This window comes from Pseudoalteromonas rhizosphaerae (assembly GCF_902498845.1).
Classification (GTDB): domain Bacteria; phylum Pseudomonadota; class Gammaproteobacteria; order Enterobacterales; family Alteromonadaceae; genus Pseudoalteromonas; species Pseudoalteromonas rhizosphaerae.
In genome coordinates this window covers 176,940-192,869 of record NZ_CABVLM010000011.1, presented here as the reverse complement: position 1 = coordinate 192,869, position 15,930 = coordinate 176,940, and the positions used below count along the sequence as shown (strand labels likewise).

Below are 15,930 nucleotides of genomic sequence, written 5' to 3'. Positions count from 1 at the left end.
CTGTGCGTATAAAAAGTGAGTTAATTATTGTGCTAACTCGCTGATTTATTAATGCCAATTAGCGACAATGGCTACCCCTATAATTGAAAATATCTTACACTGTTTTTATCTCAAGCAAGAACAGTGTCGCAATGCTCAATATTATTCAATCTAACCGTATGGAAGCCCTGCAAGCGCAGTTTCATCAGCTTTTAAAAGTAAACCCATTAAGCAGCCTGTTTGATAAAGAAGTGGTGTTGGTGCAATCTCCGGGTATGTCGCAGTGGCTAAAAATTGGTTTAAGTGAAAGTTTGGGGGTGGCAGCACAGGTAGATTTTCCATTGCCATCGAGCTTCATTTGGCAGTTATACCAGCAGCTATTACCGAATGTACCCAAAGAGTCGGCGTTTAATAAACCTAATCTTGCTTGGAAGTTATTTGCTATTTTACCAAACTGCATTGATGAACCGTTATATTTACCCCTTAAAACCTACTTAGCAGGTGACACTGACGGTCAAAAAACCTTTGCTTTATGTGAAAAAATAGCCGATGTATATGACCAATATTTAATGTACCGTCCGCACTGGATAGCCACATGGGACAGCGGCACTGATAAATTAGATGATGTAGATATTAGTATCGCGCCGTGGCAGCCTGATCTGTGGAGAAAAATAGTAGCGCATAGTCAAGTGCTTGGGCAAAGTCAGTTTCATCGCGCCAATATGCAAGGGCAGTTATTAGCCGCGCTTGATAAAATGGACAGTAGCTTATTACCAAAGCGGATCAGTTTATTTGGTATTTCAGCCATTGCCAGTTCGCAACTTGATGTGTTTGATGCATTAAGTAAAAAAACTGAGGTGTTTTTATTCTTTTTTAATCCCAGCGAACATTATTGGGGGGATTTAATTGATGAAAAAACGGCAGCTAAAATAACGGCTAAATACGCCAAAATGCCATTGCTGGAAGCGCAGCAAAAAAAGCAAAGTGAGCCAGAGCAAGACTACTATTTTATTGGTAATCCGTTGTTATCATCGTGGGGTAAATTAGGCCGTGATTACTTTGAACAACTGGTACAGCGTGACGCAAGCTGGATTGATGGCTTTATTGATGTGTTTGACGACAGTTTACTTGGTCAAATTCAAAGCGAAATTTACCAGTTAGCGTTTAAAGGTGAATCCCTTACTGACAATAAAGAATGGTTTATAAACGATGAAGGTAAGCTTGCAATAAGCGCTACCGATACCAGCATTGCTCTAAGTGATTGCCATACTCCACTTAGAGAAGTTGAGCGTTTGCACGATTACTTACTTAATTTATTTAATCAAAACCCCGCACTCACCCCAAAAGATATTATAGTAATGATGCCGGATGTTGGCACTTATAGCCCTTACATCGAAGCGGTATTTGGTGGTGCGCAGGGTAACCGTTTTATTCCCTATGCGTTAGCCGATCTAGCCATTGAGCAAGAAAAACCGGTACTGAGTTCGTTTGCAAGCTTAGCTGATCTGCCGTTTTCGCGCTTTGGTGTGTCAGATATCCTTGATTTACTGCAAGTGACGCAAATAGCTGAAAAGTTTAGTGTTGAAGCGCACGAATATGAGCAAATTCAATATTGGCTTGAGCGTGTTGGCGTCAAGTGGGGAATAAACGCCGAGCATAAGCATAGCTTTGATTTACCCGCGATAGAATTAAATACCTGGCAACATGGCTTAAACCGCTTATTGTTAGGTATTGCCCAACGTGATGAACAATGCCCGTTTAATGGCATATATAGCGCTGATGAAGTGGAAGGGATGGCACTTGATACACTCAATAAATTAGTGCATTTTATTGATGTATTGCAACACTTTAAACACAGGCTCACTCCAGACGACACGCTAACTAATAAAACCCTTATCCTGAGTGAACTATTAACGGCTATTTACGAGAGCGAAAGCGACGATAGCTGGGATTTACTGGTACTGCAAAAGGTGCTGGAAGAGCTGCAAAAGCACCATGATAATGGCGATTACACGCAAGTAGTGTCACAGCGTATTGTGAGTTATTTAATTAAACAAGGCATTCAAGAAAAAGGTGTAGGGCAACGCTTTTTAGTCGGCCAAGTGAACTTTTGTACGCTAATGCCAATGCGTGCTGTGCCATTTAAAGTGGTGTGTATGTTAGGGCTTAACGATGCCGATTACCCACGAACGGTGCAGCCGATTGGTTTTGATTTAGTGCCTTATTCGAAAAAGCAAAAAGGTGACCGATCGCGCAAATTAGATGACCGTTACTTATTTTTAGAAGCGCTGCTCAGTGCCCGTGATAACTTATACATGAGTTATATTGGCCGTTCATGTTTTGATAATCAACCGCGTATGCCATCAACCTTAGTGAGTGAATTACTAGAATACATTGGCCGCAGTTTCAAATTTGCTGAGCCAAGTGAGCAAACCTTGCCTGAGTGTTTGATCAATAAACAGCATTTACAGCCTTTTAATAGCCTAAATTATCAGGCAGATACCACTAATACGCTGCAATCCAATCACAGTTATAATCCAATTTGGTTACCCGCTCAGGCGATAATCCCAGAGCCACTGACGGCGCTTGAGGTCAGCGCACCTGAACATCTTGAGCTGGATATGTTTATCCGCAGCGTATGCAATGCACAAGAGAGTTTTTATCAGCAAAGTTTAGGGTTGCGTTTAGCACAATTTAACGAAGTAGCTAAAGATGAAGAGCCATTTAGTTTAGACGCACTGCAGCGTTATTTTTATCTCGACGAAATACTCGAAGCGGCTATTTTTGAGCAGCCCCTTAGTCGTGAGCAAATACTGCAACGAGGCGAGTTACCGCAGGCGCATGTTGGAGATTTGATCTTTGAGAAAATGCAGCACCGGGTTGATGCACTGGCAGGGCAAGTTAAAGAGCACATCAAGGGCGGCAAAAATGAACCGATTGAAGTTGCGCTAACACTTCACAGTGATAACAACAGTACTGAGCTTGAAGGCTGGTTAAATCATCTTTATCAGCACAAACAAGTGTTTTATCGCAGTGCCAGTATCAAGGCAAAAGATCTCATCAAGGGCTTTATATATCACCTTGTTGCGCAGTGCGTGGATCAACATGTAGAAACTGTATTACTTGGGCTTGATAAACAAATCACTTTTGCAGCTTTGGATAAAGCAGATGCCCAAGCACTGTTGCAAGATTGGTTTACTTTATATAACGCACTACTTAAAGAACCAGTGGCGTTTTTTCCTGTGAGTGGCTATGAGTACGTAAAAAGTGGTGGCGATATTGGCAAAGCAATGAGCAAATTTAGCCCACAATATATTGGCCGAGGCGAGGGCGAGAACCCCTATATTCGCTTAACAACGCAATCGTTGAATGAGTGCCAAGAGGAATTTATACGCTGGAGCGATATGCTACTTGCGCCGTTATTTGCACATGCAAAGGAGAGTGACCATGCAAGCGCTTAATCCACTTACCATGCCGCTTATTGGGCAAAGTCTCATTGAAGCCAGTGCAGGCACCGGTAAAACTTATACTATTACAGGTTTATATTTACGTTATTTACTCGGCATGCAAATCGCGCAACAACACTCATCGCCCGTAAATACTCCGCTTAGTGTTGAACAAATATTAGTCGTTACGTTTACCGATGCCGCCACCCAAGAAATTAAAAACCGTGTGCGCACTCGTATTATAGCCGCACGTGATGCACTGCTTGGCCAAGCAACAGAGGATGAGCTGATCAATGCTGTGATCGCCACAATCGATGATAAACACCGTGCATTTGATTTACTCGATGCCGCCGCTAAATCCATGGATGAAGCAGCAATATTCACCATTCATGGTTTTTGCCAACGAATGTTAAAACAGCATGCGTTTGAGTCTGGTGTGGCGTTTAATTTGGAGTTTATTTTAGATCAACGGGAGATCTTGCTTGAAACCATTAAAGATTTTTGGCGAGTGTTTGTATATCCACTCAATAAAGAAAAAACCGATGCAATTTTAGAGGTATTTGCTGCCCCTGAAGCGTTATTTAGTAAAGTGGCGAACATACTTAATAAAGGCAATGCGCTGGTTAACCCGCAAATAAAACTAGATGATGTGTGGCAAGCACGCGAGCTATATCTTGGTAAAGTCGCGAGCTTTAAAAAAGCCTGCCTTGATAGCGAATTTATTGCAGCTGTAAAAAGCTCTGGCTTAAGTGGTGCCAAAACACCTGCACGTAAAGGTAGCCTTGCAGCGCTTGAGGCATTTTGTAAAGGTGATGAGCTGTTTTTTGAGTTTGGTACAAACAAGTACTCTTATGAAATATGGAGTACTGAAAACCTCAGTGACGAAGCTAATTATAAAAAAAATCAGCCTTTGTTTAGTCATGTAATGCTTAGCCAGTTTGATGAAATGGCGAAGCTTGTTAACACCGTTAATCAAGGCTTGGCAATTGCTATTGTGCAACATGCGGCAAGTTGGGTTAAACAAGCCATTGTAAAACGCAAGCAAGAGCAAAGCGTTATAACTCCTGATGATTTATTAACTAATTTGCACAGTGCACTCAATACAGAGCAAGGCGCAGCACTGGCAGAAAAAATAGCGCAGTTGTTCCCGGTAGCGATGATTGATGAGTTTCAAGATACTGATCCCATTCAGTACGGTATTTTTAGTAAAATTTATAGCCAAGAAAACACCACGCTTGCCATGATAGGCGACCCTAAACAAGCTATTTACGGTTTTAGGGGCGCGGATATTTTTACGTACATTGGTGCTAAACACGAAGTGGCAAAGGAGCAGCAATTTACCCTTGGTACTAACTTTCGTTCCAGTAGCGATGTGGTTGCAAGCGTCAATGCACTGTTTAGTAAACACGATAACAGCTTTATTTATAACGATGCGATCCCGTTTAATCGCGTGGCGGCACAAGGTAAAAAAGCCGATAAATCGTTTTTAATTGATGGCCAACCTGCCACCGCCTTTGAGTTTTGTGTGTTTGCAGATAGCGCCGCAGATGAAAAAAATAAACCAACTAATAAAGGCATTGGCCAGCAACATTTAGCTAGCTATTTTGCCAATAAAATAGTGACCTTACTTGAGCAAGCACAGCAAGGGCGTGCGTGTATTGCGAATAAGCCAGTCACGGCGGCAGATATTTGTATTTTGGTGCGTGATCGGGTTGAAGCGCAAATTATGAAAAAAGCCCTCAGTGATGCCAAAATTGCGAGCGTGTACTTATCCCGTGAGAGTGTATTTAGCCAAGAGCTGAGCCATCATTTACTTAATTTTTTATCGGCTTTACATGGCCAATACAACGAATCACTGTTGCGCGGCGTGTTAGCTGGGCCACTATTTTGCTTAAGTTATAATGACATTTATGCCTTGGCTGATGATGAAGCACAGTGGCAAGAGCATCTTAACTTTTTTGTTTACCTGAGCTCTATTTGGTACAAACAAGGTGCTATGGCAATGCTTGAGCACTTACTCAGTCACAATCAATTAAGCGCGAAATGGCAAGGGTTGGGTTACAACGTTGAACGTTGGCTGACCGATTTTCGTCATTTAGGCGAGATCCTACAGCAAAAACAAATCGAGCTAGAGGGTACTTTACGGTTATTACGTTGGTTTGCGCAGCAAGTAAGTCAACAAGATGGTGAAACCGTGCAAGTACGCCTTGAGAGTGATGCCAATTTGGTAAAAATAGTCACTATGCATGCTTCAAAAGGGCTTGAATATCCGCTGGTATTTATGCCATTTGCCAGCGGGTATCGTGAAACGAAAGATGCGTTGTATCATCAAGATGGCCAGCTGATTTACGATCTCAGTAAAAATGACGATGCGTTACAAAAAGCGGAGCAAGAACGCCTAGCTGAAGATTTACGGTTATTGTATGTTGCACTCACTCGCGCCGTTCATTACTGCGCAATTGGTATGTATAACCTAGGCCAAGGACAAAGTAGTCGGTTGGCAATTCAAAGTAGCTCCTTAGGGCATGTATTATTTGCAGGACTTGATATCACCAGTAGTTTAGTGTGGCGCACGCATTTACAAGAGTTTTGTGCTGACAAACCAGCCATGAGCTATCAACAGTTTACTAGCGAAGAGTTATCTCAGCAGGGTGCATTATCACTGCAATCAAGCCAAACACAAAGTCACAGTGTGAGTGTTAATAAGGTTAAAGTTAAAATTGAACGTGATTGGCGCACCACCAGTTTTAGTGCGCTGAGTTTTAAAAGTCATAGCGAGCATTTAGAACCTGGGCGCAGCGACGAAGATCATCAAAAAGATGAGTTTGCCACGCAACAAGACGATATTCGCTCACCTTATAGCTTTCCCAAGGGGGCAAAACCGGGTAGTTGTTTACACGAGATTTTTGAGCAACTGGATTTCACCAGCCCAGAGCAGCACCCCACAAACCATGAGCAAAACCTAAGCGTGGTAGTTGAGCGTAGCTTGAACAAATACCACATTAGTGACCAATGGCAAGAAACAACTGAGCAATGGGTGCTTGCCGCGTTAAACTGCGCATTGAATGAAAACGGTTTAAGTTTAAGTAAATTAACGCCACGGGATTGTTTGGTTGAAATGGAGTTTAATCTGCCAATTACCAGTTTAACGGCAAAAGGCTTGAATGAAACATTGATTAAGCACTTTGGTTTTAATCAAAGTAGGCTCGATTTTTATGATGTAAAAGGCTTATTAAAAGGGTTTGTCGATTTAATATTTTGTCATAACGAGCAGTATTTTATTTTGGATTATAAGTCTAACTTTTTAGGCAACCAGCCAACTGATTATGAGCAAGAGCATTTAGAGCAAGCTATGAGTAGCCACCAGTACCATTTACAGTATCTAATTTACACCGTGGCATTGCATCGGTTATTAAAACAACGGATCAACAATTATAGCATTGAGCAGCATTTAGGTGGCGTATATTACACCTTTTTACGTGGTATGGCAGATGGAAAAGGTGTGTACTTTAAAAAGTTGACCGCCGAGCAAGTTATTATTTTAGATGGGCTTTTTAGTCAAGGCAGTGTTGCCCAAAGCATAGATGAGGCAACCGAAAATAGCCAAGGAGCAATGCTATGAGCGTGTTAGATACCAATACAGCCATTGCAACAGCAGCGACGAACGACGTACAAATAGTGCCATTATTTGATTACCTACTTAGCGAAAACCGGCTACGAATGGTTGATATAAAACTGGCAGAATTACTGTGTAGCAGTGAGCAAACTCAACAACCAAACGACGTTTATTCACTGGTTTTATTACTCTGTTTATCGCAGCAAAGTCAGCACAGCTGTTTAGATTTAGCGCAGATAGATTGGCGTAATCCGTTTAATTTACGCCAAAGTGATTTTACCAAACTAGCGGGCATAATTCCTGACACACTCAGCCCTTTTAGCGACACATTTACCACCGCAGAGGCAATTAATTGCTTGCAAAACCATCCTAGTGTCGGGGAGACTAAACCGTTACAGTTACTTGAACAACGACTTTATTTTGCACGTCTAAGCGGTTATGAGCAAACACTGGCATCAAGATTGTTGTTAATGAGTGAGCGTAAGCTCGATATTGATAGCGATAAGTTAACTCAGTTACTTTGTGACTATTTCCCCGAACAAGATGCACCAGAGCAAGGGCTCGATTGGCAAAAGGTCGCCTGTGCGATGGCAGCAACCAAAGGCTTTAGCGTTATTACCGGTGGACCAGGTACAGGTAAAACCACGACCGTGACTAAGCTACTAGCAATTTTACAATCGCTTTATCAAAATGCCCCACTGAGTATTAAGTTGGTGGCACCGACAGGCAAAGCCGCTGCGCGATTAAGTGAATCAATCCTTGGGGCAAAACAACAGTTAAAAGATAAAATAAGCGCTGCTATTACGCCGCTGATCCCAGAAAGCGCGCAAACGATTCACCGGTTACTGGGGGTAAAACCGTTTACTAATAAGTTTAGGCATAACCGCAGTAATCCATTGCATTTAGATGTATTGATCATTGATGAAGCGTCGATGGTTGATTTATCGCTGATGGCTAAACTAATTGAGGCCTTACCAGAGCATGCGCGACTTATATTACTCGGTGACAAAGACCAGCTTGCCTCGGTTGATACCGGCAGTGTAATGAGCGATTTATGCCAAGGTTTAGTGCTTGGTCAAACGCCAAGTTATTCAGAGGCGCGTTGCGCTGAACTAAACAGCTTATGCTTTAATAACCAGCGCAAATTAGTCGCAGGTAATAGTCAATTCAAACTGGCCGACTGTATCGCGTTTTTACAGCACAGTTACCGTTTCACAGCCGACAGCGGCATAGGTCAATTAGCATTAGCGGTTAATACCAATAACAGCGGCAAGCTCAATTATGTAGAGCAAGAGCTGAGCAGCGGCCAATTTAAAGACGTTATTTTAGACTATGACATTGTAAGTAAACCGATTGATAAACTAGTACAAAGCGCCGCCAGTAAATACGCTCAGTATCTTAATTTAATTAAACAACACGCGAGCGTACAAGACATACATAAAGCTTTTGCCAGTTACCAGTTGTTAGCTGCAGTACGCGAAGGCGATTACGGCGTTCATAGTTTAAATAAACGCATTGAAACGCAATTAAGCCAGCAAGGATTGATTAATGTAAACTCAAATCAGCGGCATTATTTGGGCATGCCGATTATGATTGCGCAAAACGATTATCAGCTAAAACTATTTAATGGAGATATTGGGATTTTAATGCACGACGACAGTGCCCAGCTCAAAGCCATATTTATTGACGAGCAGGGCAATCAACGGGCATTTTCACCAGCCAGACTACCAGCCCATGACACTGTTTATGTAATGACTATTCATAAATCACAAGGCTCCGAGTTTGCCTATACGGCTATGGTACTGCCACCACAAAACCAAGCAACTGCCGGCATCAACCGCCAGTTAGTCTACACCGGCATTACCCGCGCTAAAAACACTTTCGAGCTGGTGGCTGATAAAAAAGTGTTGTTAATGGCAATGAATAAATCAGTCAGCAGGGCATCAGGATTGTATGAGAGGTTGGTGGAGCTTTGAAAGGGAAAGCTTTAAGTTTTAAGCTGCTTGATCTGACCCCGTTAAATTTATCATGTAGGTCAAGCTTTAGCTTTTTTGTTGTCACAGATGCTTTTATATAAAATGCTGGTTAATCAGAATCATGGGGTTAAATAGATGAATTCTTTATTGGTTATTTTGCTTTTAATACCATTTGTGGCATTTTCACATAGCCCAAAATTTCAACAAGTGGAGCAAGAAGCTAGGTTAATAGAAGTGACGCTTTCGGGCCGGATAGGGGTAACGGTTCTTGATACTAAAAATGGAGAATACTGGGATTACAAAGGTGATGAACGCTTCCCTTTGACAAGTACTTTTAAAACAATTGCTTGTGCAAAGTTATTGTATGACTCTGAGCAAGGGGATATTAATCTTAATAGTACAGTCAAAATTAAAAAGACAGATCTTGTGACGTATTCTCCGGTTATAGAAAAGTATGTAGGACAAGCAATAACCCTCGATGATGTGTGCTCTGCAACCATGAAAACAAGTGATAATACCGCGGCAAACATCATCATAAATGCAGTAGGGGGCACAGAAAGCATAACTGATTTTGTAAGGCACACAGGGGATGAAAAAACTCGCTTAGACCGTTTTGAGCCCGAGTTAAATGAAGGAATACCAGGAGACTTAAGGGATACAACGACTCCTAAATCAATAGCAAACATTTTAAATGAGCTATTATTCGGCTCAACACTTTCTCCAATGAGCCAAGAAAAGTTAAAAGCATGGATGGTCAATAACCAAGTAACGGGTAACTTGTTGCGCTCAGTGTTGCCTGAAGGTTGGAACATAGCCGATCGTTCCGGGGCTGGTGGCTTTGGTGCTCGAAGCATTACAGCTGTAGTATGGAGTGAACATCAATCACCGATCATAATTAGCATCTACATAGCGCAAACTGAGGTCTCAATGAAAGAACGCAATGAGGTGATCGCTAAACTAGGGAACTCCATTTTTAAAGTTTATACATCGCAGTCTCGTTGATAAAGCTAACGTTGAGGTCTTTCATGGATAAAGAGTAAGGTCTGATGCTCCTGCCAGAACAGCTAAACCATTGAATCAAAATAGCAACTCGGCTATGGTTGATGGACTAAAAGATAAATAAAACGAGTCACTTTTAAGGCTCGTTATAGAGGGAGTAGGTACAGGTGGATATTGAAGTTGTTTTGGTAAGCGCGTTTACAGTAAATGGCAAAGGTGGCAACCCTGCTGGTGTTGTGTTTAATGCTGACAATCTCTCAGATGCTGAAAAATTAAAAATTGCTCAAGTTGTCGGGTATTCAGAAACGGCTTTTGTTGCTAGTGATAATGAAGCTGATTTTGAGGTGTCTTTTTTTACTACAACAGCAGAAGTTGATTTTTGTGGCCATGCTACGTTAGCTACTTTTTCTACTATGTTCCAAGAAGGTATGCTTACTGCGGGCACTTATGTTCAGCGCACCAAGGCTGGCATGTTATCAGTGAGTATTGAACCAAATGGTAAGGTTGTCATGGTGCAGCAATTACCTGAAAAAATAGCTGGTTTTTCATATCAAGAAATTGCCCATGTGATAGGTATTGAAAGTAATATACTTGAAAGCACAAACTTACCTATTGAAGCTATTTCAACAGGACTAGCCGATGTCATTATTGCTGTTCCTCATGGCTATTTAGATGCAATAGAGCCAAACGATGAACGTATCGCTGATTTTTGCAAACAGCATAACCTTGTTGGCTTTCATGTTTTTGAGCTTTGTGAAGTGCAAAGTAAACATACAGCCAGCTGCCGTAACTTTGCTCCTTTGTTTGGTATTTCTGAAGAGTCAGCAACAGGAAGCTCTTGTGGGGCTTTAGCATGTTACCTTACCGAGCACCTTACTGAGTTAGGAAGTGAATATGTTTTTGAACAAGGTAGGGCTATGAATTGCCATTCAATAATTACAGCATCAGTTGAGTCTAACAATTCAATAATAAACAGCGTAAAGGTGGGTGGTTTTGCCAATAGTATAGGCTCAGTAATAGTTGCCGTATAACAGCTACTCTCTTAAGCCTAGTAATTGACAATAGCGTACAATTGACTGTTTTTATTCTATGTTGAAGAAGCTTGTTTTAGCGAAGGTTAGATTACTTTAAAGGACTCAGTGTGAAATGAATACTATATTTTTGCCCATGTTCGCACACGTGATTTTGTGTGTTGTGCTATATGGTTTGCTCACTATTGCCAGAGCCCCAAGTGTATGGGGGCTTGGTAAAAGAGCGGATGGCTCTAATCCATTTCAATCTATACAGCCAAAACTCAGCGCTAATTTGAGCAACCAATTCGAGTGGCCGGTATTTTTTCATCTGGTTTGTGTGCTTTTAATTTCTACTGATTCAACAATTAGTTCAGCTTATTATTTGCTGGCTTGGGTCTTTATCGCTGGGCGAGTGTTGCACAGTGGCGTTCAAATATTCACTTCAAACATCAGGCTGCGAGGAAGTGTTTTTACAATTAACTTCATCGCAGTACTCGCAATGTGGGTGATGTATTTCATTGAAAAAATGAGCAGTTAACAAGGTGGAAAGACTCGCAAACGTATCAAAAAATCAAACTAAACAGCTTGTAACCACTTAGGCCAAAAATAAGCACTAACACCGGTAAAGTAACTAAGTTTACCAGCAGTGAGTTGGTGTATTTGCCCATTACTGTTTTTTGGTTAACCAGCCACACTAGGTAGGTGGTTACAATAGGCAGTAATAAGCCATTAGCGGCTTGGGCAAAAATTATCACGGCAACAGGGTCTAAACCCAGAGACGCCACGGCTGCACCAAATAATAAAATAACAATGGCGACACTTTTAAAGCGGGTGTTATCCATTTTATTTGACCAACCTAACATGCCACATACTGCATACGCACCGGCAAGGGGGGCTGTAATTGCGCTGGTTAAACCTGCTGCAAATAAGCCAATAGCAAAAAAGTAATGGGCAGCATCGCCAAGTAATGGCTCAAGTTGTACCGCCATGTTGGCAGCGCTAATTTGCCCTGCATCTGTGCCATAAAATGCCACTGACGCGGTTGATAAAATAGCCAGCGTGATCACGCCACCTAAGGTGATAGACACACCCGTATCTACATTAGTTTGCTTAATGACTTTTTGCTTATCACTTTTACTGTCGTGCCTTGCAGCTAAAACACCTGAGTGTAAAAATAAGTTATACGGCACTATGGTGGTGCCCACTAATGCCAGTACCGTGGTAATTGAACCCTCTGGCATACTAGGAATAAACCCTGCTAACACATCACTCAGCGAGGGAGCAGCCATAACTAACGTAGAGATAAACACTAGGCTCATTAAAATCACTAATAAAATAAGCGCATTTTCAACGACTTTGTGTTTACCGCTGTAAAGTAACACCGCACTTAAAAATGCAATGAGTGGCGTCCAAAGCTGGGCATTAACATGAGGAAATATTTCAATTAATCCCATACTGGCACCGCTAAGGTTGCCAGCTTCATAGGCGGCACTGCCTACTCCAATGGCGCTGATCACTAAAAATATAGCGAGCGATTTAAATAGGGGCGTTTCAATGTGGGCTCTTAGCGCTTGCGCTAAATCTTGCCCGGTGGCTACGCCAAGGCGCGCCGCCATAGATTGTAATAATATGGTGGCAATTACTGAAAGCAGTAATGTCCATATTAGTGCAAAACCAAAGTTTGCACCTGCCACGCTGGCAGTCGTAATAGTCCCTGGTCCAATGAAGGCAGCGGTGACGAGTAGTCCTGGTCCTAATCGCATAATTGACCTTAATAGTACTTTTGTATATTGCTATTTAAAGTTACATCTAACGTTTTATAACGCGATGCCTGTATTATTGCTGCCACTTATATTAAGTGCCTTGCAGCGATAGCCGCCCCTTGGCAAACCCTTTTTTGATGATAATCATATGTTAAAAAAGGTCGCGTAGCATACCAACTTATATATAAATTTAAAGGGGGTGTGGCGCGTTTGCACAAAATTAATACAATCAACAAATAAAAGTAATAACCGCTTACCTCAGTTTAGGGCTTATTTAACGGCTTAGAGGATGACTGAATAACCTTAAATTGTTCACAGGTTTATGCCAATAACTATAGGCACTATAAACGCTTTGCACGCACTGTATTCACGCAAAGGGTTTGAATGCCCTAAATATCAATTCATGCCATCACGGCTTTAATGGCCTCTAAGCCTTTTCGCAAAGTGCTGGCATCGGTTGCATAATTAATGCGAATACACTGGTGTTTGTGTGCCCAAGCATCATCAATACCAATAAAAAAATTATGCCCGGGAATAATATAAACATCCTGCTCTTTAAGCTTTTGGTAAAGTTGTTCGCTGGTTATTTTTGCCTCTTTAAACCACAGCCACATAAAAAATGCGCCTTCTACTTTGTGTAAGTAAACGGGGAGGTGGGCAAATATTTCATCAAACAAGTTCATTGCTGTTTGTGCTTTTTCTCGATAAAAAGGCAGCACTGAATTTTTACACAGCGGGAGGAGTTCATCTTCATTAATTAGGCGTGTTACTAAACTTGGGCCAAAACTGTTTGGCGATAAAACCATACTGCCATTTACACGGCCAATGGCTTTAATTATGTCATTGTTAGCCACTACAATACCGGTTCGCAAACCCGGTAGGCCAAGCTTTGAAAGTGACATGCATAAAATAATGTTTGAGTTCCAGGTTAAGTTTGCATCGGTATAAATACACCCAGGGAATGGGTCGCCGTAGGCGTTATCAATGATCAGTGGGATATTATATTGCTTAGCCAATAAATCGAGATGATGTACTTCTTCATCAGTAATGACATTGCCTGTAGGGTTAGTAGGGCGAGACACACACAGTGCGCTAATGCTGCTGTCGCTTGCTAATACTTGCTCAACAGCTTTAAAGTCAATGATATATTTAAATTGGTTTGAGCCACTTTCAGTATTTAAAATTTCGATATCGGGCTTTATTGCTACAAACATATCGTCAGTTAAGCCCTGATCTGCATAGCCGACATATTCAGGTGCCAGCGGAAATAAAACCTTTTTATGGCTACCATCAGGCATACTGCCAGCTAACAGATTAAATAACACAAAAAAATTGGCTTGGCTGCCATTACCAAGCGCTATATTATTTGCGGTTAAATCCCATGAGTATTCACTTTTTAGTTGCTTGGCCAGAGCTGCACGAAATGCATCATTACCCGCAGGGCCATCGTAAAGTCCAAATACGTTGGAAAGTGTATTATTAGCAACAAGCTTTTGTAACTCATTGATAAAAAAATCATTAACCACAGGCACTAAGGCCGGATTACCACCACCGAGCATAACAATATTTGGATTGTTACTGTTTTTAGCATCACCTAAATCTTCCATTAACTGAGTAATACCATTAGGTTGAGTAAATTTAGTGCCGAAGTTTGAGTAATCCATAATGACCGTGTGCCTTAAAAAATGATAAGTTAGTGTAAATTAACACTATGAATTTGATATTGAAAAATTTTCACCGCTTAGATTAATATAGCCATAACCCGCTATAATCGTTTTTCATATTTTAAGTAGGGCAGCCTTATCAGCAACCTTGAATCACACACTAAAACACTTTTAAACACCACAGCAGACGATTCGGTTATTACTGATACGATTCTTAAAATTGCCACTTTTAATTTGTTTAATTACCTTGAGCCGCCTAATGCCTATTATGAATTTGAACGCATATACACCGCAGAGCAGTGGGCTAAAAAGCAGCGTTGGCTTGTAAATTACTTAACCGAGCATCAGCCTGATATGATTGGCTTTCAAGAAGTATTTAGTATTGAGTCGCTTAAAGAATTAGTTAAAGAGCAAGGCTATGAGTACTTTGCCGTGGTAGATGAGCCTCAGGTAATCGACGACTTTATTTACAAACGACCTGTAGTAGCACTTGCTGCTAAATACCCAATCGTTGAAGTGGCAAGTGTTGAGCATGACCATGAGCTTGCTAAAACCCTTGGTTTAACTGATGATTTTACATTTAGCCGAAAGGTGCTTAGAGCTACAATAACTTTACCGCATATCGGCAACACGGATTGTTATGTGGTGCATTTTAAGTCTAAGCGCTCAATGATAGAGCTCGATGAGCAAAACAAAGACCTCACACCCGAAAAAAACATTATTGAGTTATTAAAAGCCGATATAGCAGGGAGTTGGGGCTCAACTATTCAGCGCGGCAGTGAAGCCACATTACTGATGATAGACATCATTGCGCGCCGCGAATCTACACACAACCCAATGGTTTTAATGGGCGATTTTAATAACGACCTAGCCGATGGCGTTTTAAGCCATTTACTAACAAATACACTGCGCTTTGCCCCCACGTTGGACAGTAAAACTTACCTTGCAAAATATTGCCTTAACGACGCATGGCAGTTATTTGCAAAGTCGCAATTAAATTTGGCTAATCAAAATAATCAAAATACAGTGGATTTAAAGCGAAAGCCTACCCATTATTTTGGCGCGAGCAGCTCAGTGCTTGACTATATTTTGTTATCTTGCGAGTTTGACTCAAGTTACGACGACAGCTTTTTTGAGGTGAGCCAGTACCATACTTACGACCGTCATTTAATTAACCCTGAATTTGAGCGTGATGATTTAAGCACCGATCATGGCGTGGTATTGATTAGCTTAGCATTAAGGTCGTAGCGGGTTTTGTTACTATAAATTGTAAGCTAATCTGCCGCTGACATAATTAATATTAAGGCGCTCAGTAGGTGCCTTGATGTTTTCCCTTTCTTTTATCCTGCTGTTTTAAAAAATCACTAATAATTAGTGCATTAACTCTAATTTATATTGATCCACATCATCTTTATTAACGGTGAGGGTGGTAGATTAGTGAAGCTGGATTTTTAAGTTCGTTTAAATCGCTTAT

The 15,930-nt window shown here is 41.3% G+C and carries 9 protein-coding genes; 7 read left to right on the top strand and 2 right to left on the bottom strand.

Annotated features, from left to right (window positions below; translation table 11 throughout):
• Window positions 1-131: 131 nt before the first annotated feature.
• The 6 genes from recC to PSR9079_RS17080 all read left to right on the top strand — a co-directional run bounded on the left by recC (window position 132) and on the right by PSR9079_RS17080 (window position 11,567).
• Window positions 132-3,440, top strand: coding sequence for an exodeoxyribonuclease V subunit gamma (gene recC, locus PSR9079_RS17105; RefSeq protein ID WP_149982556.1), 3,309 nt, complete (start codon window positions 132-134; stop codon window positions 3,438-3,440).
• Entirely contained in the window at window positions 3,427-7,047 is a 3,621-nt protein-coding gene (gene recB, locus PSR9079_RS17100; protein ID WP_149982555.1) for an exodeoxyribonuclease V subunit beta, read from the top strand. The genes recC and recB overlap by 14 nt, the downstream gene beginning before the upstream one ends.
• Window positions 7,044-9,017 (top strand): exodeoxyribonuclease V subunit alpha, encoded by a 1,974-nt coding sequence (gene recD, locus PSR9079_RS17095; RefSeq protein WP_149982554.1) that lies wholly within the window; start codon window positions 7,044-7,046, stop codon window positions 9,015-9,017. The genes recB and recD overlap by 4 nt, the downstream gene beginning before the upstream one ends.
• 135 nt (window positions 9,018-9,152) lie before the next feature.
• Complete coding sequence (gene blaCARB, locus PSR9079_RS17090) at window positions 9,153-10,019, top strand: CARB/PSE/RTG family carbenicillin-hydrolyzing class A beta-lactamase (protein ID WP_149982553.1); 867 nt, start codon at window positions 9,153-9,155, stop codon at window positions 10,017-10,019.
• A gap of 164 nt (window positions 10,020-10,183) precedes the next feature.
• Window positions 10,184-11,047: a PhzF family phenazine biosynthesis protein gene (locus tag PSR9079_RS17085; protein ID WP_149982552.1), complete on the top strand. Its 864-nt coding sequence runs from the start codon at window positions 10,184-10,186 to the stop codon at window positions 11,045-11,047.
• A gap of 115 nt (window positions 11,048-11,162) precedes the next feature.
• Window positions 11,163-11,567 (top strand): MAPEG family protein, encoded by a 405-nt coding sequence (locus PSR9079_RS17080; RefSeq protein ID WP_149982551.1) that lies wholly within the window; start codon window positions 11,163-11,165, stop codon window positions 11,565-11,567.
• Window positions 11,568-11,592: 25 nt separating this feature from the next.
• Here PSR9079_RS17080 and PSR9079_RS17075 read toward each other — a convergent pair whose 3' ends face one another.
• A complete protein-coding gene (locus PSR9079_RS17075; protein ID WP_149982550.1) occupies window positions 11,593-12,792 on the bottom strand; it encodes an Nramp family divalent metal transporter in 1,200 nt (399 codons plus the stop codon).
• Between the two features lie 401 nt (window positions 12,793-13,193).
• Complete coding sequence (locus tag PSR9079_RS17070) at window positions 13,194-14,456, bottom strand: valine--pyruvate transaminase (protein ID WP_149982549.1); 1,263 nt, start codon at window positions 14,454-14,456, stop codon at window positions 13,194-13,196.
• Between the two features lie 234 nt (window positions 14,457-14,690).
• On the opposite strand from PSR9079_RS17070, the gene PSR9079_RS17065 reads away from it, so the two are divergent.
• A complete protein-coding gene (locus tag PSR9079_RS17065) occupies window positions 14,691-15,704 on the top strand; it encodes an endonuclease/exonuclease/phosphatase family protein (RefSeq protein WP_149982548.1) in 1,014 nt (337 codons plus the stop codon).
• Window positions 15,705-15,930 lie beyond the last annotated feature (226 nt).